Genomic DNA, 17,868 nt, shown 5'->3' with positions numbered 1-17,868 from the left:
GTTGGGTGTCCGGCGATCTATACGGCCACTGATCGTCTCCTGTACGCGAGCTGTACGGGAGCCGCTCGTCGGCCACGCTCACACGTCGTTGACTGGAAGCATGCAGAAGACGCCTTCACCGGCCGCGGGCAATGGCTTCCGCGCGGGAGCCACTGAAACCCAGCATGGATCCGACCTCGGCCCAAGACCGGCCATCGTGCAGTTCGAGCGAGACGCTCTGCTCAACCCGGCCGAGCTCGCGCACAGCCTCGGCAAGAACGGCCCGCAGCTCCCGTGCCGCCTGGAAGCGTTCGACCGGAGATTCGATGGCGGCTACGGCTGCTGTGGCGTCCTCGAGAGCGCCGATGAGAGAGTCGGTCATGGCCTTAGGTTAGGGCCGATTCCAGCCGCCTTCAATGGGATGGTGGAAGGTGTTGACACAGCATCACCATCTCGCTTCAATAGAGGTATTGAAGCGAACGGGGCTCCACCCCCGGAAAGCTTCACAGTGCCGCTCCACCGGCACGCCACAACCGAAAACAGAACGGCCCCAGCGCAGGGACTCCACTCCCACACGCCAGGGCCTGACCAACAGGAGATGACCCTGATGGCTACGCAGAACTCTACCGACGTGGGCGCCGGTCTCGATCACCACTTCCCGGCCCGGCGCCTGATCGCCGCGGGGTCCGAGCGCGGCTCCGGCCCGCTGACCTACCTCGGCGCCAAGATCGTCGACCCGGTCACCGCCCGCTTCGTCGCCTTCTACGGCGGCAGCCCGGTCTGGTTCAACGAGTACCAGGACGCCGCCGCGTTCGCCGCGGAGTGGAACATCCCCACCTCGAAGATCCACCCGACGCGCCCCGCTGGTAGCAACTGATGGCCGCGACCCAGTCGGGTCACAGCATCGTCGACCGGCCGGCCACCGCTCAGACCTGCGGCGCCGACTACCGGGCCGCGCAGTCCCAGCGCGCCGATCCGCAAGGCCACCACTATGCCGATGACCGCGGCGCCCTCGGTACCGGCCAGCAGCACACCAACCGCTAGACCACCCCCAGCTCGACCACTGGAGGCACAGCCATGCCCGAAACCGACATCACCGAGCGCACCCGCGTCTTGGAGTGGGTCGCCGCATACGCCCATACCAAGGAGTACTGGGAGCGGTCCGGCCGGACGCTGACTCCCGCCCAGCAGCAGGTGTTTGCCAACGCCGTGGCCATGCAGCGGCACCACGGCATCGCCGACGCCGAGGTCGCCGCCCACCGCCGCAACCACAAGACCAGCCTCGACGCCTTCGCCGCTGGTCAGGTCTGACGCCATGCCCGAATCCGAGTGCCTGCTCTGCGGCGCCCCCGGCGGCTACCCGTACTGCAACACCGACTGCGAGGCCGCCGACAACCCGGACGACGAACCGTTCACGCCGGTCGCCGCCGACATGGAGTCCGAGCACTACGGACTCCTCGTCTCCTCCCTCGGCGACGACGGTGACTACGGCTACGTGGCCACCGGCCGGGACGTCACCCCTCGCCGCGCCCTCGCCGCCCTGTCCGCCTTCGCCCGCCTCGTCGACCCCGACGAGCTGCCGGCCCGGATCCGGGACGAGCTCCGCGACCGAGAACTGCACGTCCTCGTCCACCCGACCGCATTCACCCGCCACGCCGACGAGACCTGGACCGCCGAGCGACAGGCCAACGGTCAGCCGACCGCCTGGATCGTCTCCCCGTGGCACCCCGCCCACAGCTTCTGACCGCACACCGCCTAACCACCGGAAGGACCACTGCCATGAACGCCACCGCCACCAGCATTGAGCAGCCCGACGAGATCGAAACCGCATGGGCCCAGCACGAGGACCGTCAGCGAATCATCGACGCCTACGACCGGGCCACCACCAAGGCCGCTCGTACCACCGCCCGCTGGGCCGCCATCGAGTACGACATGGCCAACCCCGGGACCAGCCGGCTCGTCGACGAGCTCGACGGCGACACCGCCCAGGCCGCCTGATGGGCAGCGTGTGGCGGGACGCCGGAACGATCGCCGACATCGGGCAGGTCATGGCCCGCTGGCTGACCGGCGAGGTTCGCGGCTGGTCCGGACACGGCGACGGCGTCGACCCTGAGACCAAGCCCCTGCTGCCGCTGCTCGTGGCTCTGAACCGGGCCGGCGTCATCACCACCAACTCGCAGCCCGGACTCGAAGGCCGCGGCTACGACGGGGCCCACTGGCGGCAGAAGGCCTACCTCTCCGCCATCGTCGACGACCGGAACCCGCTCCTCGCCAGTCTGACCCGGACGGTGGACGCGGCCGGTGTGACCGTCCTTCGCGGCACCCGGCATCCGCGGCTGACCTCGCTGACCGACCGGGACGGCGAGACCGTCATGGGCCTGTACGGGACCCTCCCGCGCAACCACCTGGCCCGAGAGTGGTCCTGCCTCGGCCGCCAGGGCCTGAAGGAACTCCGCGACCACGGTGCCGTACTCAACCTCGTCGACCCGACCTGGGGCCGCGACGACCGCCTGTGGCCCGCCCTCGCCAACGCCATCCGCTAGGAGACGCCATGTCCAAGCTCGGCAAGAAGGTATCCACCCGACTCGACCAGACCGCACACGTGATCGTGTCTGCGGGCCACGCGCGTGGCCCGGTAGCTATGGCCGTCGCCAATACGGCCTGCCGGTTGGTCCTCGGCCGCTACTGGGAACGCTGCGACGCTGGCACCGCCTGCCCCATCCCGGAGCACGAACACTACGACCTTGGCTGACCGGTTGCCCGATCCGCCCGACAGGTGCGGGCGGTGAGGGGAGCCCGGGACAGCCCCGGACCAGGGACAACTGACCAGGAGGACATCGCGTGGGTTCCAGAGGCGACTGGCCCGACCTCACCGGCAAGACGTGGGCGAACAAGACCGCACCCGAGATGACGGACGACGAGGTGAACGACGCCCGAGCCGCCTTCGAAGCGGTCGGTCGCAACGACTTCGAGAACGAGTGGCTGCGCCGCCACGGATTCCCTGAGGACTACGGCAGCTGACCAGTAGCCCACGCCGCCCGTCTCGCACGGGCGGCCTGGAGATCCGGCCAGCACCACCCACCCACCACGCATGAAGGGCAGCTTCGCCATGACCTGGGACATCTCGCACGGCGGCACCAAGCACGGCTACTCCTACAGCGACATCACCGAGCTTCACCAGTGGCTCGGCGCCATCCTCCGCCCGGCCGACATGCAGACGGTCCGCCCGGTCTTTGCTCGCCGCTCTGGCGACCCGTTCAAGGTGAAGCCGAAGGACGCCGGGCAGGTCGGCAACGCGCTCCTCCTCGCGGCCGGCTACCTGCCTGCCGAGTGGGCGCAGATGGCCCGCCAGATCGGCGACTCCGCACTCCGCGCTGCCCGCGCTGGCGAGAAGTGGGAGTGGTCATGATCCGCGACCTGCGGGATGCCGCCCGCCGGACCCGCGTACTCGCCTTCTTCGTGACCCTCGCCTGGCTCTTCGGCATGACGCCACCAGCCGGCAGCCGGATCCTTCTCGCCGTACTCGCCGCGGCAGCCATCGCCGCCGACGTCTACCTCGACGACCACAAGACCCGCGTACCCCACCCCCGCTTCGACAAAGCCGCGTAACCCCACCACCACGAAGGGATCCCTGCCGTGAGCAGCACCATGGACCACGTCAACGGGACCGTTGCCCCCGAGCGCACGGATCCGTGGCCGCTCAAGATCGAGCCCGAGTTCGATCCCATCGCCCTCGCCAAAGCTGAGGCCATCCGAACCGAAGCGAACGCCAAAGCCGCAGCCCTGCGCATCGAGGCTGAGGGCAAGGCGAAGGCGGCCGAGATCGTCGGCGCGGAGGAAGCGGAGAAGCTGCGGCTGCAGAACGAGCGGGCTGCGATGAAGCTCGACCTCGACCGCGCCATGAAGGACGAGCGGGTCGCCAAGTTGGCCGCCTCCGTCGCCGAATCGGAAGCTGCCGCTGAGCGTGCGCGCCGCGCTGTGGCGGACGAGGCTGAGGCGGCTGTCGCCCAGGAGAAGGAGGAGCGGCGCAGCGAGTCCACTTGGAAGTGGGCGGCCCGCGGCATCTACGCGGTAGGCCTGATCATCGCCCTCCCACTGCAGCTGATGGCGTTCTACTCTCAGGACAAGCCGTTCATGATCGCTGCGCCCTTGCTCCTTGAAGGCTTCGCCCTGGTGCTGGCGTTCGCCGCGGCCTGGGCGGTGGCCCACCGCCGGGACGTGGTGCCGTACCGCATCTGGATCATGGTGGCCGCAGCCACCGCCGCCGGCGTCAATCTGTGGCATGGAATCGATGACCCGCGCATCGGCCTGGGAGCCGGGATCGTTGGCGCACTTGCCTCCCTTGGCGGCCCGCTCGTGCTCATGGCTTACGAGCACGGCATCACCCAGAAGCGCGACAAAATCCCGTCCTGGCGTGAGCGCCGAGACGAGGAGAAGCGTGCCGCGGCAGAGCAAGCCGAGGCCGACCGCAAGGCCGCCGAGAAGCAGGCCGCAGACCTGGCTCGTGCCTCCGAGAAGAGGGCGACCGAGGACGCCGCGCGGACTGAGCAGGAGCGCAAGGACAAGGATCGCCAGACAGCCCACCCGGCGGTGTGGAAGATCGCCGACGCGATGCGCTCCGCCCGCGGCCTCGAGGTCGTCAGCGACCAGATCTGGGGCGAAGCCTGGTACCGCGAGACCGGTTCCAAGGTTGTCGGAATCTGGCCCGAGCTCGAGGCCCAGAGCCGCAGCGCAGCCGCCCGAATGAAGGCTGCCACAGAGGGTGCGCTCGAAGGATCAACGCCGCAGGTCGAATCCCAAATGAACACTCCCGCCAAGAAGGACCCCAGCGCCCCTGACGGGCGCCGCTCGAACGGCGGTCTGCCGCCCTTGCGGACGCCCGGTGACACCGCTCCGTACAGCCCCCTCGCATGCATCGCCGCAGGCGAGTCCAAGCGCAAGTCCAACGCTGAGAACCGAGAGGGTGAGACCGCGTGAGCATCGCCGCCGAGTACCCGCACCTGACCATCGTCCCCGAGCAGCTGGCCGTCCCGCTCGAAGGCGTCATCGAGAAGACCGCGGCCGTCGAGAAGGCCGCCCGGCCGTCGTGGCTGGGGGCCGCCGTCAACCATGCGACGGACCGCAACCTGTACGCGCCGCTCGCTGCCCGCGGCTACGCACGGCTCGGGCGCCGCTGGCTCGACCAGCACCGCGACGACTACCCCCACATGATCGACACCGCACGACGGGCACTCACCGCGACCGACGACGTTTCCGAACAGCAGGAACTTAAGGCCGTGGTTGGTCAGCTCCGCGCTGACTCCCGCCGGCACCGCATCATCCACTCGACCAAGACCAGCATGTGGGCCGCCACCGCCGCCACCGCGACCACAGCCGGCACTCTCACCGGAGGCTTCTGGGTCACCCTCGCAGCCGGGCTCGGCGCCTACCTCTACGGCATCCGCCAAGGAGCCAAGGATGATGCACCGGTGGCCCGCGGCGCCATCGAGAACACCTTCGCCCAGACGGGGCAGGCCGCTACGCCCGGCGCCGTGCATCCGCAGGAGGATGCCCTCATCGCCGCCCTGGTCAAGGCCGACATCATCACCCAGGCGCAGCGCTCTGAGACCCGGATCGTCGGCGGTATCCGGCAGGACGGCCCCGGCTGGGCAGCAAAGATCGAACTCCCCGAAGGCATGCCGGCCGTGAAGGCCACGGCGAAGGTCAACAACCTTGCCGGAGCCCTCCGCAAGAAGGCCGCGCAGCTCGAACTCCGGCCCGACACCTCCGAGACCGGGCACGAAGGCATGGCCACCCTCTGGGTCGCGGACAGCCCAAACCCCCACGCCGGACCCAAGGTGCACAGCGAGCTCATCGACGCACCCCGCTGGCACTTCTGGCGTGACGGGATCCCGGTCGGCATGGACGCCCGCCAGGCCCGACAGGTCCTCCGCCTGATCTGGTCGTCGATCCTCATCGGCGGACTCCAGGACTACGGCAAGTCCTACCTGGCCCGCCTCATCGCCGCCGCTGCCGCCCTTGACCCGACGGTGCGCATCATCGTCATCACCGGCAAGACCGGACCCGACTGGGCGCCCCTCAAAGCCATTGCCCACCGCTGGATCGCCGGCGCCGACCCGGACACCATCCGCAGCATCTTCAGCCTCATGGACGACACGATCATGGAGATGCAGGAGCGCGGCACCAAGCTCGACCGGATCTTCGAGAAGGAGCCCCACCGGGTACCCCAGGGGAAGATCACGCCCGAGCTCGCCGAGGAAGGGATGGGCCCGGTACTCCTCATCGTCGAGGAGCTCCAGGAACTCCTCGACGGTGCCGCCGTCACCAAGATGGCGCTGCCGGACGACGACTCGGAAAACCCCCGTCTCGTGTCCGCCAAGGGGCCGCTCGTCGACATCTTCGCTCGCTTCAACCGGATGACGCGCTTCGTGCTCGGGATGGGCCTGTACATCACCCAGCGGCCCGACTCGGACAGCGTCCCCACCGAGCTGCGGGAGGTCTGCGTCAAGCGGGCGTGCTTCCGGACGAAGAGCCCGGAGAGCTCGAAGATGGTCCTCGGCGACCTCGCCGTCACTGCTGGCGCTGCACCTCACGCCCTGTTCGAAAGCTCCAAGGGTGTCTTCGTCCTCGACGAGGGAGCCGAAGACGGCTACCGCACACTGCGCGGCGACGTGATCGACCTGCCCGACTTCGTGAAGATCTGCGAGCGCGGCCGGCAACTCCGCATTGAAGCCGGGACCTTGACCGGAGATGCCGCTGCCCGCGAGGAGCGGACCCAGCGGACCGCAGAGTCACGCCGCTTCGTTGTCGGCTGCCTTGAGGCGATGGACCAGCTGGGTCGGGACACGGCTCAGTTGGAGGAACTCGCGGAGCTCCTCGGCGCTCCGGCCGGAGTCCTCGCCGACGGGCTGCGGGCCGCCCGCGTCGTCCGCCCCGAGAAGGTCGACATCCCCGGCAAGGGCCGCGTCCGCGGCTACGACCGGGCCTGCCTCGAGGCCGCACTCAAGGCCCTGTAGAGGCCGGACAACCCCCGGACAGCACCCAGTTCCTCCCGATACGCACCCTGGACAGAGGGCGGACAGCCCCCGGACACAACCCGGCCCTGTCCGCCCCGTGTCCGGCCACTGTCCGGGGTGCAAACCACCGCAAACTAGGGCCGTGTCCGGCCCGCAAACCCACACAAACCGCGCACCGAAGGAGCCGTCATGGGCAAGACCTGGACCACCCGCCGCCGCGGAGACGAGAAAGAGCTCAGCCGCTGGCTCAGCCAAGGCAAGACCGTCTACATCATCGAGACCCCCAACTACGCCGGAGACTCCGGCCTCTGGAACCACGCCCGAATGTGGAGCGCACACACCTGCACCAAGCGGCACCCCCTGATCGGCAACTGGTACTTCGACGGGGACCCCACCAAGAGCGTGAGCCATCTCTTCGGGCAGGGTGGCGGCACCATCTACGACACCCAGCCGCGCGGCATCCCGCACGTCTCCGACCCTGGACCGCGCGTCGCCGCACCGCTCCCCGCTGGCGAAGAGTTCGGCCGCCGCCTCGACCGCCAGGAACTCAAGGAACGGCAGTACGACGCCGATGAGGCGGAGGATCGCGCTAACGCCGACCTCAAGGCCGGGCGCCGCAAGCGGACCTCGTGGTTCTGATGGCACCCACCATCGCGTCCCGGGTGAGGGCGACGGCCCGCACCCTCACCCTCGACGAGCGGCTCGCCCTGTCCAAGCTGGCCATGGATGACCGGCTCGGCGGCGCCGGCGTCCAGTACGTCATCCGCACCGCCCACATCGAGATCCCCGAGATCCTCGCCGACCCGCTCCCAGCCGTAGCCCCCGCCGTACAGCCGACCACCGTCGACGAGGTATTCGTCGAGGCGGCCCGACTGATCCGCACCCACGGCTGGATCCGCGGCTACGTCGGCCACGCGGGCGTCGGATACTGCGCGATCGGCGCGATCCGAGTCGCAGCTGGCGGATCAGGGCCGCTCGCAGACGAGGCGTCCGAGGTGTTCTTCGACCGGATCCGCCGCGAAGCCCCCGACACCCTGTCTTCCGGCGCCTGGAACGACGCCCAGTCCGGGCCCGGCCCGGTGCTGCGGATGCTCGGCTGACCTACGGCTCGACCAGGCCCTCGCCATCCGCGGGGGCCTTCGGCGTGGGTACGGCCCGCGCGACCCAGCGGGTTCCGCCGACCTGCGCCGGCTGCAACGTGATCTCGGCGCCGAGCCGGTGCACGAGCAGGGCCAGGCCGTCCGCGCACTCCTGCGCCGTATCAGCCGCGATACCGAAAGAGACCCCCATGCGGGCATCATGCCGCGCCTGGGGGTCTCGGTGCTGCTGGTTGGGGCGGGTTACCTCGCCTGGGGGGCGATGAGGTCGGCCGCCTCGAGGACGTTCTGGTAGCTGCCGTACTCCTCTGCGCCCATGCGCTCGGCCTCCGTGCGGATCCTCTCGGCCAGCTCGTGCGCGTAGGCGTCGATCAGCTCCTCGGCCCGCTCGTCGGTCATGTACAGGTGATGGGCGGTCATCTCCCGCAGCAGCTCATCCCGGGCGGTCACGGCGTCACCTCGCGGGTCCAGCACGCCGACGTGCAGTCACCCTCGTGAGCGTCGGGTGAGTCGTACTTGGGGAACTGGATGTCTTCCCAGTCGTCGATCGACTGCAAGGCCTTGAGGTACCACTCGCCCTTGGGTGTCAACCAGGAGCCGCCGATGCTGCCGCCGTGTTCGATCAGGTCGGCACGCTCCAGCGTGCAGAGCACGATGTGGTACGCGCCCGGCTCCCCAACGCGCCTCTCAACCGCCTGCGGATCCTCATGGAACGGGGCCAAGACAAGCAGATCCCGTACCAGGCCGTAAGCGGCGTCAGGGTTGCTGCAGCCGCAAAGCTGCATCTGCTCGAAGAACAGATCATGCACATGGAACAGGACGTTCTCGCGTGCAGTCACGCTGCGGCCTCTCGTTCGGCTCGAGTTCGGGAGTCGCCGTTGATGCGGATGGCGATGGTCCGGGCGCGCTCGTGGTTGACGCCGGCCCAGGTGCCGATCTCGCGGAAGGTCTTGCCGTCGAGGCGGGCGGCGGCGATGGCTTCGTCGAGGTCGGTCTTGGCGCGGTCTACGGTCGCGGCCTTCCGTTGCAGCTGCTTCTCCCAGTCGGTCATGGGCTCATGGTCCCACGAAGGCTGTCTGATTCCTAGACGGGTTTCGTCTAATCCATAGACAGGGGTGGCGGATCCTGCGATGCTTCTTGTGTCTAGAAAATAGACAGCGTCGAACGAGGGGGACCCCATGAACGCCAAGGCCCGCACCGCCCGCCAGACCCTCCGCAACCGCACCCGCGCCAACCGAGACGCCCGCCGCCCCCACACCCTCGCCAGCCACCTCCTCACCCGCGGCGCCAACCCCTCCGACGCCAACTGCGTCGCCGGCGCCCTCCGCGGCAAAGCCAAGGCCCTCGGCGTCACCGGCCGCCGCTCCCTCACCTGCAAGACCTCCGCCGGAAAGCTCCCCAAGCGAGCCCCCAAGCGGCCCTGCACCCGCTACACCGACCGGCAGTTCCTCACCCTCATCACCGCCTACAACCCCCGCGCCGCCCGCTTCGTGGCCATCCGCGCCAGCATCCTCGCCGCCTAATTGGCCCACCACTGGCCCGCATCCCGCACCCAGAGGCGGGCCAATTGCCTGCCCTCCATGCCACCATGGCGTCAGGAGGGAGGCCAATCATGGGAAGCGATCGAGTTCGCGACGGCCGCCACAGGTTCACAAAGAGCATCGACGACGCCGAGAAGCGAGCCGCAGCCGCCCGGCTCCGAGCCCAAGGCTGGACCTACCTCCGCATCGCCAACGAGCTCGGCTACTCAGACAAGGCCTCCGCCCACAAGGCCGTCCAACGCGTCCTCGCCGAGACAGCGAAGGACGCCGGCGACGAGTTCCGGGCCATCAAGCGCGAGCAACTCCGCATGCTCACCGAAGCCACGTGGGAGATCCTCGAGCGCGAGCACATCGTCGTCTCCAACGGGCGCGTCGTCTCCCTTAACGACGAGCCGCTCAAGGACCCCGGGCCAGCACTGAACGCGGTCGGCCTCCTCCTGCGGATCAACGAGTCCGAGCGCAAGCTCGAGGGCGCCGATGAGCCGGCCCGCGTCTCCGTCGAAGCCCAGCAGATCGGCGCCGAGATAGCCCACATCCTCGACCGCCTCACGAACCCCACCGATGACAGCGCCACCTGACCTGACAGTCCTCCGCGCCCAGGTCGAAACACTGATCAAGGCGGGGGACTCGAAGCAGCTGAAGGTCGTCCGCGACCGACTCAAGGCTGGCCTCGACAAGCGCGACCTTGCAGTCCGCGCGGCCCGCTACCAGGGCGACCCGGTCGGCTGGGTTCAGGAACGCCTACGGCAGACTGTGTGGTCCAAGCAGCGCGAGATCCTTGCCGCAGTCCGGGACCACCGCCGTACCGCCGTCCGCTCCGGGCATGGCGTCGGCAAGTCCTGGACCGCGGCGCTCGTCGTCTGCTGGTGGCTCGACACCCACCCGCCCGGCAGTGCGTTCGTCGTGTCCACCGCCCCGACGTTCTCCCAGGTCCGCGCGATCCTGTGGCGGTACATCCGCAAGCACCACCGCACAGGCGAGCTCGCCGGCCGGGTGAACCAGACCGAGTGGCTGATCGACGACGAGCTCGTCGGGTACGGCCGGAAGCCCGCCGACCACGACGAGTCCGGGTTCCAAGGCATCCACGCCCGTTACGTCCTCGTCGTCCTCGACGAAGCCTGCGGAATCCCCGAGCAGTTGTGGATCGCCGCCGACGCGCTGGCCACCGGACCTGACTGCCGGATCCTCGCCATCGGCAACCCCGACAACCCGGCGTCCCACTTCCGCAAGGTGTGCACCCCCGGCTCGAGCTGGCACCAGATCAGCATCAGCGCCTTCGACAGTCCCAACCTGACCGGTGAGGAAGTGCCGGAGGAGATGGCACTCTCCCTCGTCGGCGCCGAGTGGGTCGCGGAGAAGGCCGCCGAGTGGGGCGAGGACAATCCGGTCTACAAGTCGAAGGTCCTCGGTGAGTTCACCGCGGACTCCCCGAACCAGGTCGTGAGGGCCAGCGACATCGCGAAGTGCCGCGTCGAGCCCAACTCGCGCCGGCCCCCGATGGAGTCCCTCGAGCCCGTCGAGCTCGGCGTGGACGTCGGCGGCGGTGGAGACGAGACCGTCATCCGCGAACGCCGCGGCCCACTGGCTGGCAGGGAGTGGCGGGCGCACACGGACCGGCCGGAGAAGATCGCCCCGCTCATCATCCAAGCCATCCGGGAGACCGGAGCGACCGCCGTGAAGATCGACAGCATAGGCGTCGGCTTCGGCGTGATCGGCGAACTCCGCAACGCCGCCAACCGGAAAGAACACACGGCACAGATCATCGCCGTCAACGTCTCCGAATCCGCCAGCGACAAGACCAAGTACATCAACCTGCGCGCCGAGATCTGGTGGGAGATCGGCCGCGGCCTGTCCGCCTCCGCTGGCTGGGACCTCACCAAGATGGACAACGCCGACACCACGATCGCGCAGCTCCTCGAGCCCCGCTGGGACGTCGACCCCAGCGGCAGGATCCGCGTCGAACCGAAGACGGAAATCATCAAACGGCTTGGTCGGAGCCCCGACAACGCCGACGCACTCCTGCTCGCCTTCTACAGCGCGGGCCGTACTCGGGTGAGGTGGCTGTGAAGCGAACGACGGTCCTGGGGCTCCTGAATAAAGTCATGCCTTCCACTTTGTCATTGACTGGAACTATGCTTGTGGCAATTGGCATAGGCATGGCCTATGAACCGGCGGGCTGGATCGCCGCTGGGCTGGGGGCATGGCTCCTCGAGTGGCGTCACTACGGCGGCACTGAGGCGTAGCGCTGGGAGGTGGCCATGGGCAGGACGATGCTCGGCGCCATCCTCAACCGCGTGACCGCCCAGACCAACACTCCTGTCCCCTTCGCCTCCCGCGCCCAGTCCTACGCCCTCGGCGGCCTCGGCCGGCGAGGCACCACAGCAGAGCTCGAGAGCATGGGCTCCGTCAGCACCCTGTTCGCCATCGTCAACCGCACAGCCAAAGCCGAAGCGCAGGTCGACTGGAAGCTGTTGCGCAAGGCGAAATCCGGCAAGGACGAAGACCGCGTCGAGGTCACCTCACACGCCGCCCTCGACCTCTGGAACCGGCCCAACGCCTTCTACACGCAGAGCGTGTTCGTCGAGGCAGGCGCCCAGCACAAGCAGCTGACCGGCGAACAGTGGTGGATCATCGGCCGCGACGAACGGTCATCGATACCCCTGGAACTGTGGCCAGTACGCCCCGACCGAATGCGGCCGGTGCCGGACCCCGAAAAGTTCATCAGCGGCTACATGTACACGGGCCCCAACGGCGAGCAGGTGGCCCTGCGCATCGAAGACGTCATCTTCATCCGCACGCCCCACCCCACCGACCCATACCGCGGCATCGGGCCCGTTCAGGCTCTACTCACCGACCTGGACGCGGTGCGGTACTCCGCCGAGTGGAACCGCAACTTCTTCCTGAACTCGGCCGAGCCCGGCGGCATCATCGAAGTCCCCAACGCCCTCAGCGACCCGGACTTCGACCAGCTCCGCGAACGCTGGAACGAGCAGCACCGCGGCGTCGCCAACGCCCACCGGGTCGCCATCCTCGAGCACGGGGTGTGGAAGGACCGCAAGTACAGCCAGCGCGACATGCAGTTCGTTGAGCTGCGCCACGTCGCCCAGGAGATCATCCGTGAGGCCTTCGGGTTCCCCAAGCCCATGCTCGGCACCGTCGACGACGTCAACCGCGCCAACGCCGACGCCGGCGAGGTCATGTTCGCCCGCTGGCTCGTCGTCCCCGACCTCGAGGCCGTCAAGGACGCCCTGAACAACCAGCTCCTGCCACTCTTTGGGCTTGCCGCGCGCGACCTCGAGTTCGATTTCGAGAACCCGGTGCCCGAGGACCGCGAGCTAGCCGCGCAGGAACTAGCCGCCAAGGCCGCCGCAGTGCGCGAACTTGTGGACGCCGGCGTGTACGGGCCTGAAGCCCTCGAGGCTGTCGGCCTTCCGGTGATGGCGTTCGGGCAGCCGGGGGCAGATCAGGACCGCGAGCTGCTGATCAAGCTGGTCATCGGGGCGCCGCTGCTGTCGCCGCTGATCTTGCCGATGCTCGGCTTCGAGCTGCCGGACACTCCTCCTGCCGCACCCGCGGCGCCTGCCGAGTCGGCGAATGCTCTGCCTCTCGGCCCCGAGATGGCCGCGATGCTCGGCATCCCCGACGTGCAGGCCGCCCAGAAGTGGGTGGCTGTCTCCGAGGACGACGACAACACGTGCGAACCCTGCCGCGACAACAACGGCCAGACGTATCGCAATCGGGCCGCCGCCTACCGGGACTACCCCGGTGGCGCAGGCTACGTCGAATGCGTCGGTGCCGAGTTCGGCAACGACTGCAGGTGCCGCGTTGTGAAGCGCAAGGCCAGTGAGGGGGATGGTGCATGATGGTCAGTGGCTCGCGGGGAGAGTCGGAGTTCGTCGTGGACCACGTCCACCGGCAGGGTGACATCGTTGTCATGTCGCCGGTAGCCCTCGTCTGCGCCACGCCGACCAAGAAGTACCCCGCAGGACGTACTGGTACCTCGGCCGGCTATCAGGCCCATCGGGACGCGGGCGAGTCGGCATGCCGACCCTGCCTTGATGCCTTCTCCGCCAAGTCGCTCGCCAGGCGGCATGCTCTGTCCGACGCGGAGAAGGCACAGTTCCGCGCGGAGAACGCTGCCGCCCATAAGCGCTGGCGGGAGCGGGATCCCGCGGCCGCCAAAGCTGCCAAGCACCGCGTCATCGGTAAGAGCCGGGCCGCCCTGCGAGCCGCGAAGGACAGGCCTTGTACCGACTGTGGCGTCCAGTACCCGTACTACGTCATGGAATTCGACCACCTTGACGGCTCGGTCAAGGAGTTCAACGTCGGAGCTGGCGTGACGTGCGCAAGCTACGAGCGCCTCCTTGCCGAGATCGCTAAGTGCGAGGTCGTCTGTGCCAACTGCCACGCCGAGCGAACCCACCAGCGGAAGCAGACCCGAGAGGAGGTGCAGACCAGTGCCCTTCATTGACCTGCCCGACCTGCCAGTGCCGGGCCTGCGAGCGCAGGCACGGCAGCACCAGCCGTGGTTCCGGTTCAAGAACGTCGCGAGCGATGAAGTCGAGCTGCTGCTCTATGACGAGATCGGCGGCTGGGGAACCTTCGCCGACGACTTCCTCGCCGAGCTGAAGGCCGTCACGGCACCGCGGCTCCGGGTCAAGGTCAACAGCCCCGGCGGTTCGGTTTTCGAGGGCGTGGCTCTCGCGAACGCACTCCGCGCCCACCCTGCCGAGGTCACCGTGCAGGTCGACGGCATCGCAGCATCGATCGCCTCAGTCATCGCAGTGGCGGCTGACCGGGTGGTCATGCAGCCGCAGTCGATGCTGATGGTGCACGACGCCAGCGGCGTCTGCCTCGGCAACGCCCAGGACATGGCCGACATGGCTTCGCTGCTCAACAAGATCAGCGACAACATTGCCGACGCCTATGTCGCGAAGGCCGGCGGAGACCGCGCCGACTGGCGGCAGGTCATGAAGACCGAGACCTGGTACACCGCCGCCGAAGCCGTCGAGGCTGGACTGGCCGATGAGGTCATGCCCTCTCGGAAGCAGCAGCCCGACGAGGCCGAGCCGGAGATGCGGAAGTCCTTCGACCTCGCCGCATACGGCTACACCGGCCCGCCCCAGGCGCCCGCTCCGAATCCGAAGCCGCCGGTCACAGCCGAGTCGACGACGCTGACGATCAACATCGGCAGCGTGATTGACGAGCAACTCGTCGAAGCTCTGCGCGCGGCCGTCGCTCCGAGGGTCGAGCCGGCCCCGCTCGTCATGGAGATGACCGTGCAAGGTGAACAGGGGCCGGAGGTCATCGACCTGCTGCCGGATGCTGCCTGGCCCCCGGAGCCGCTCATCGAGCCCGAGTCGGACAACTGGGCTGCCATCACCGCCCACCTCTACACGCCAGCCCCCGACTCGTGGGCTGCTGTCGTCGCGAATCTGACGAACCCCACCACGTCGCACAGCGCGGCGACAGGCATGCCTAAGGAGGCATCGTGACCACCACCATCCCCACGCCGCGCACCAGCGATGAGCTGGCGGAGATGCTCGCGGACCCCGCCAAGAGCAAGGCAATCTTCGCGACCAAGGAGTCCACGAAGGACTTCATGGACGCCTACGCACAGCGCCAGCAGGGCGAAGGCACCGACATGCAGCGGCAGATCGCTGAGGAGACTCAGCGGCAGCTCGCCAACCACCTGCGGGAGAACGACCAGAAGTCCGACCGCGACGCCATCCAGCGTCTCAACCTGGACCCGCAGACCCGGCCGGCGAACATGCTGTCCGGCCACAAGCAGGCCACCGCCTACAACGCGAAGGCCGTCGGCTCGGTCCTCGACGGCAAGTTCGAGAACGCCGCGGACTACTTCCGGCACGCCTGGCACCTCAACCGCGACCCGCAGGCCATCGCGAAGATGGACGAGCTCCGCAACGCGTACAGCTCCGTCATCCCCGCGGATGGTGGGTTCCTCGTTCCGGAGACGCTCCGCTCGCAGCTGCTGCAGATAGCGCTAGAGGAGTCCGTCGTCCGGCCGAGGGCGACGGTCGTTCCGATGGAGACGGCCCGCGTGCCGTTCCCGATGATCGACTCGACGACGAACGTCGGCTCGGTCTTCGGCGGCATGATCGGCTACTGGGGTGAGGAAGGCGCCGCGCTCGTCGAGTCCAACCCGAAGTTCGCGCGCGCCGTCCTCGACGCGAAGAAGCTGACTGGGTTCGCACTCGTCCCGAACGAGCTGCTGCAGGACTCGCTCGTCAGCTTCTCCTCGCTGATCGAATCGCTCTGGCCGAAGGCCCTCGCGTTCTTTGAAGACCTGGCGTTCATGTCCGGCACTGGCGTCGGCGAGCCCCTTGGCTTCCTCGGCTCTGCCAACCCGGCGGGTGTCGCGGTCGCCAAGGAGACCGGCCAGACGGCGGACACCATCGTCGTCGAGAACGTCATCAAGATGTACTCGCGGATGCTGCCTTCGTCGCTGTCGCGCGGGATCTGGGTGTGTTCCCCGGAGGCCATCCCCGAGCTGTACACGATGGCGCTCTCCGTGGGTACGGGTGGCGGCCCGGTCATGCTGACCAACGTCGCAGGCCCCGCCCCGATGACCATCTTCGGGCGCCCCCTCGTCGTCGCAGAGAAGGCCGGCCGCCTCGGCGACCGCTCCGACCTGTCCTTCGTGGACCTGTCGTACTACCTCATCGGCGACCGGCAGCAGATGACCGCCGCCTCCTCGACCGAGTACAAGTTCGGCAACGACCAGACCGCCTACCGGATCATCCAGCGCGTCGATGGCCGGCCGTGGCTGCAGAACCCGATCACTCCCGCGAACGGCGGTCCGCCGCTCAGCCCATTCGTCGAAATCGCGGACCGCGCGTAACCACCGGGCGGGCGTCGGCAATCAACCCCCGGCGCCCGCTATCACCCGGGCCGGCAGTGTCGCCCCGGCAGGGCCCCTCAGACAGGAGACAAAGACATGGCACAGGACGGACTGGGACGCCTCTTCGACATCTCGACGGCCTTCGTCCCCACGGACGCGGTCGCGGGAGCGGTCACCGGCAAGCGCGTCTCGCTGCGCAACGCGGGTGGCTGCACGATCGTCGTGCAGACCACTGGCGCTTCGACGGACATCACCGACGTCGACCTGCAGCAGCACACTGCCTCCTCCGGTGGCACGACCGCCGACCTCGACGTGATCACCTACTACTACTACAAGTCGGAGACCACGCTCGACGGTGATGAGACCTGGACGCGGGCCTCGCAGACGGCAGCCTCGGAGATCACCAACGTGGGCGCCGCATCCGAGGAACTCCTCCTCGTCATCGAGGTCGATGCCCGCCAGCTGTCCGACGGCTACGACTACATCAGCCTCGACATCCCGGACCTCGGCACCAACGGCACCCGCCACTGCTCCGGGCTCTACCTGCTGCGCGACCTCGCCGTCCAGCGGACCCCCGCCAACCTCGTTGCCCCGCTGAGCTAAGGAGCCTGACAGATGTCTGCATCTCCCACGTCTGGCAGGTCCTACCGGAACCTGCATCTCGGTGGCGCACCGCTCTCGAAGAGCACCGGCACACTCGCCGCAACGACGGTGCCCCTGTTCACCATCACCGGTGGACGCGTCATGATCACCGCGCTTTGGGGTGTGGTCGGCACAGCCATCACCGTCGCCAACTCTTACAAGCTGCAGAACAACCCGACCGCGGGCGACACCACCGACATCAACGCCGCGACGGACATCGGTACGACCGACACGGCGGCCGGCACGGTCATCGGCTTCGGCCAGGGCACCACCGCAGCTCCGGCGCTCCTCAAGGGCGGCTATAACATCCCGGCGCAGCTGATCCTCCCCGTCGGTCAGATCGAGTCCGTGTCCGCTGGCACGGACGGCGAAATCACCTGGTACCTGACCTACGTGCCGCTGGACGACGGCGCGACGGTAGTGGCGGCCTGACATGGCGGTGTGGGTGTGCGCGGACTGTACGACCGCCTACTCGGTGGGCGCTCCACGCTGCCCACACTGCCAGGCCACTACCTACCTCGAGCCAGGAGACCCCATGCCGAAGATCACCGTTGCGGGCGGCGCCAGCAGCCGCCACGACCCCGAGACAGCCGGTGCCGTTGAGCCCCCCGCGAGCACGGCACCGGCCCCCGACGACGGAGGTGCGTCATCTCCTGGGAACAGCTCCTCAGCATCGTCAAAGACATCCGAGCCGAGCAGCGAGCCGACCGAGACCGAACCCCCTTCGCCTG

At 68.3% G+C, this 17,868-nt stretch carries 28 protein-coding genes; 23 read left to right on the top strand and 5 right to left on the bottom strand.

The window, feature by feature from the left end:
- Window positions 1–115: 115 nt before the first annotated feature.
- Window positions 116–361: a hypothetical protein gene (locus AC061S_RS05005; RefSeq protein WP_478684608.1), complete on the bottom strand. Its 246-nt coding sequence runs from the start codon at window positions 359–361 to the stop codon at window positions 116–118.
- Between the two features lie 225 nt (window positions 362–586).
- Here AC061S_RS05005 and AC061S_RS05000 point away from each other — a divergent pair, with 225 nt between their 5' ends.
- From AC061S_RS05000 to AC061S_RS04935, 14 genes are all read left to right on the top strand, one after another.
- Window positions 587–856 (top strand): hypothetical protein, encoded by a 270-nt coding sequence (locus AC061S_RS05000; protein WP_478684607.1) that lies wholly within the window; start codon window positions 587–589, stop codon window positions 854–856.
- Complete coding sequence (locus AC061S_RS04995) at window positions 856–1,023, top strand: hypothetical protein (protein ID WP_478684606.1); 168 nt, start codon at window positions 856–858, stop codon at window positions 1,021–1,023. Before AC061S_RS05000 ends, AC061S_RS04995 begins: the two co-directional genes overlap by 1 nt.
- Window positions 1,024–1,056: 33 nt before the next feature.
- Window positions 1,057–1,290 (top strand): hypothetical protein, encoded by a 234-nt coding sequence (locus tag AC061S_RS04990; RefSeq protein WP_478684605.1) that lies wholly within the window; start codon window positions 1,057–1,059, stop codon window positions 1,288–1,290.
- A 4-nt stretch (window positions 1,291–1,294) separates the two neighbouring features.
- Entirely contained in the window at window positions 1,295–1,723 is a 429-nt protein-coding gene (locus AC061S_RS04985) for a hypothetical protein (protein ID WP_478684604.1), read from the top strand.
- 35 nt (window positions 1,724–1,758) lie between these two features.
- Window positions 1,759–1,977 carry a hypothetical protein gene (locus AC061S_RS04980; protein ID WP_478684603.1) on the top strand — a complete coding sequence of 73 codons (219 nt, stop codon included), beginning with the start codon at window positions 1,759–1,761 and terminating at the stop codon, window positions 1,975–1,977.
- The gene (locus tag AC061S_RS04975; protein ID WP_478684602.1) at window positions 1,977–2,522 is read left to right on the top strand and encodes a DUF6919 domain-containing protein; all 546 of its coding nucleotides are present in this window, start codon (window positions 1,977–1,979) and stop codon (window positions 2,520–2,522) included. Before AC061S_RS04980 ends, AC061S_RS04975 begins: the two co-directional genes overlap by 1 nt.
- 8 nt (window positions 2,523–2,530) lie before the next feature.
- Window positions 2,531–2,731 (top strand): hypothetical protein, encoded by a 201-nt coding sequence (locus AC061S_RS04970; RefSeq protein ID WP_478684601.1) that lies wholly within the window; start codon window positions 2,531–2,533, stop codon window positions 2,729–2,731.
- A gap of 89 nt (window positions 2,732–2,820) precedes the next feature.
- Complete coding sequence (locus tag AC061S_RS04965; protein WP_478684600.1) at window positions 2,821–3,000, top strand: hypothetical protein; 180 nt, start codon at window positions 2,821–2,823, stop codon at window positions 2,998–3,000.
- A gap of 70 nt (window positions 3,001–3,070) precedes the next feature.
- The gene (locus AC061S_RS04960; protein WP_478684599.1) at window positions 3,071–3,388 is read left to right on the top strand and encodes a DUF7739 domain-containing protein; all 318 of its coding nucleotides are present in this window, start codon (window positions 3,071–3,073) and stop codon (window positions 3,386–3,388) included.
- Window positions 3,385–3,588: a hypothetical protein gene (locus AC061S_RS04955; RefSeq protein WP_478684598.1), complete on the top strand. Its 204-nt coding sequence runs from the start codon at window positions 3,385–3,387 to the stop codon at window positions 3,586–3,588. The genes AC061S_RS04960 and AC061S_RS04955 overlap by 4 nt, the downstream gene beginning before the upstream one ends.
- A gap of 27 nt (window positions 3,589–3,615) precedes the next feature.
- Complete coding sequence (locus AC061S_RS04950; protein ID WP_478684597.1) at window positions 3,616–4,956, top strand: hypothetical protein; 1,341 nt, start codon at window positions 3,616–3,618, stop codon at window positions 4,954–4,956.
- A complete protein-coding gene (locus AC061S_RS04945; RefSeq protein WP_478684596.1) occupies window positions 4,953–6,995 on the top strand; it encodes a hypothetical protein in 2,043 nt (680 codons plus the stop codon). The genes AC061S_RS04950 and AC061S_RS04945 overlap by 4 nt, the downstream gene beginning before the upstream one ends.
- 189 nt (window positions 6,996–7,184) lie before the next feature.
- A complete protein-coding gene (locus AC061S_RS04940; protein WP_478684595.1) occupies window positions 7,185–7,634 on the top strand; it encodes a hypothetical protein in 450 nt (149 codons plus the stop codon).
- Window positions 7,634–8,095: a DUF6197 family protein gene (locus AC061S_RS04935; RefSeq protein WP_478684594.1), complete on the top strand. Its 462-nt coding sequence runs from the start codon at window positions 7,634–7,636 to the stop codon at window positions 8,093–8,095. Before AC061S_RS04940 ends, AC061S_RS04935 begins: the two co-directional genes overlap by 1 nt.
- A gap of 1 nt (window position 8,096) precedes the next feature.
- Here AC061S_RS04935 and AC061S_RS04930 read toward each other — a convergent pair whose 3' ends face one another.
- The 4 genes from AC061S_RS04930 to AC061S_RS04915 are packed head-to-tail and all read right to left on the bottom strand — an operon-like array spanning window position 8,097 to window position 9,143.
- Window positions 8,097–8,285, bottom strand: a complete 189-nt coding sequence (locus AC061S_RS04930) for a hypothetical protein (RefSeq protein WP_478684593.1) — start codon at window positions 8,283–8,285, stop codon at window positions 8,097–8,099.
- A 50-nt stretch (window positions 8,286–8,335) separates the two neighbouring features.
- Entirely contained in the window at window positions 8,336–8,542 is a 207-nt protein-coding gene (locus tag AC061S_RS04925; protein WP_478684592.1) for a hypothetical protein, read from the bottom strand.
- Window positions 8,539–8,931 (bottom strand): hypothetical protein, encoded by a 393-nt coding sequence (locus tag AC061S_RS04920; RefSeq protein WP_478684591.1) that lies wholly within the window; start codon window positions 8,929–8,931, stop codon window positions 8,539–8,541. Before AC061S_RS04920 ends, AC061S_RS04925 begins: the two co-directional genes overlap by 4 nt.
- Window positions 8,928–9,143, bottom strand: coding sequence for a hypothetical protein (locus AC061S_RS04915; RefSeq protein ID WP_478684590.1), 216 nt, complete (start codon window positions 9,141–9,143; stop codon window positions 8,928–8,930). Before AC061S_RS04915 ends, AC061S_RS04920 begins: the two co-directional genes overlap by 4 nt.
- A gap of 127 nt (window positions 9,144–9,270) precedes the next feature.
- Here AC061S_RS04915 and AC061S_RS04910 point away from each other — a divergent pair, with 127 nt between their 5' ends.
- From AC061S_RS04910 to AC061S_RS04870, 9 genes are all read left to right on the top strand, one after another.
- The gene (locus AC061S_RS04910; RefSeq protein ID WP_478684589.1) at window positions 9,271–9,615 is read left to right on the top strand and encodes a hypothetical protein; all 345 of its coding nucleotides are present in this window, start codon (window positions 9,271–9,273) and stop codon (window positions 9,613–9,615) included.
- 89 nt (window positions 9,616–9,704) lie between these two features.
- Window positions 9,705–10,211, top strand: a complete 507-nt coding sequence (locus tag AC061S_RS04905; protein ID WP_478684588.1) for a hypothetical protein — start codon at window positions 9,705–9,707, stop codon at window positions 10,209–10,211.
- A complete protein-coding gene (locus AC061S_RS04900; protein WP_478684587.1) occupies window positions 10,195–11,700 on the top strand; it encodes a hypothetical protein in 1,506 nt (501 codons plus the stop codon). The genes AC061S_RS04905 and AC061S_RS04900 overlap by 17 nt, the downstream gene beginning before the upstream one ends.
- 191 nt (window positions 11,701–11,891) lie before the next feature.
- Window positions 11,892–13,496, top strand: coding sequence for a phage portal protein (locus AC061S_RS04895; protein ID WP_478684586.1), 1,605 nt, complete (start codon window positions 11,892–11,894; stop codon window positions 13,494–13,496).
- Window positions 13,493–14,104, top strand: a complete 612-nt coding sequence (locus AC061S_RS04890) for a hypothetical protein (protein ID WP_478684585.1) — start codon at window positions 13,493–13,495, stop codon at window positions 14,102–14,104. The genes AC061S_RS04895 and AC061S_RS04890 overlap by 4 nt, the downstream gene beginning before the upstream one ends.
- Window positions 14,091–15,128: a head maturation protease, ClpP-related gene (locus AC061S_RS04885; RefSeq protein WP_478684584.1), complete on the top strand. Its 1,038-nt coding sequence runs from the start codon at window positions 14,091–14,093 to the stop codon at window positions 15,126–15,128. Before AC061S_RS04890 ends, AC061S_RS04885 begins: the two co-directional genes overlap by 14 nt.
- The gene (locus tag AC061S_RS04880; RefSeq protein ID WP_478684583.1) at window positions 15,125–16,495 is read left to right on the top strand and encodes a phage major capsid protein; all 1,371 of its coding nucleotides are present in this window, start codon (window positions 15,125–15,127) and stop codon (window positions 16,493–16,495) included. Before AC061S_RS04885 ends, AC061S_RS04880 begins: the two co-directional genes overlap by 4 nt.
- Window positions 16,496–16,591: 96 nt before the next feature.
- Window positions 16,592–17,098, top strand: a complete 507-nt coding sequence (locus tag AC061S_RS04875) for a hypothetical protein (RefSeq protein ID WP_478684582.1) — start codon at window positions 16,592–16,594, stop codon at window positions 17,096–17,098.
- Between the two features lie 12 nt (window positions 17,099–17,110).
- Window positions 17,111–17,569 (top strand): hypothetical protein, encoded by a 459-nt coding sequence (locus AC061S_RS04870; RefSeq protein WP_478684581.1) that lies wholly within the window; start codon window positions 17,111–17,113, stop codon window positions 17,567–17,569.
- Window positions 17,570–17,868 lie beyond the last annotated feature (299 nt).

It is taken from the genome of Streptomyces sp. CA189, from assembly GCF_056428985.1.
The sequence above is the reverse complement of the archived record's forward strand: the minus strand, read 5'-3'. Positions and strand labels throughout refer to the sequence as shown.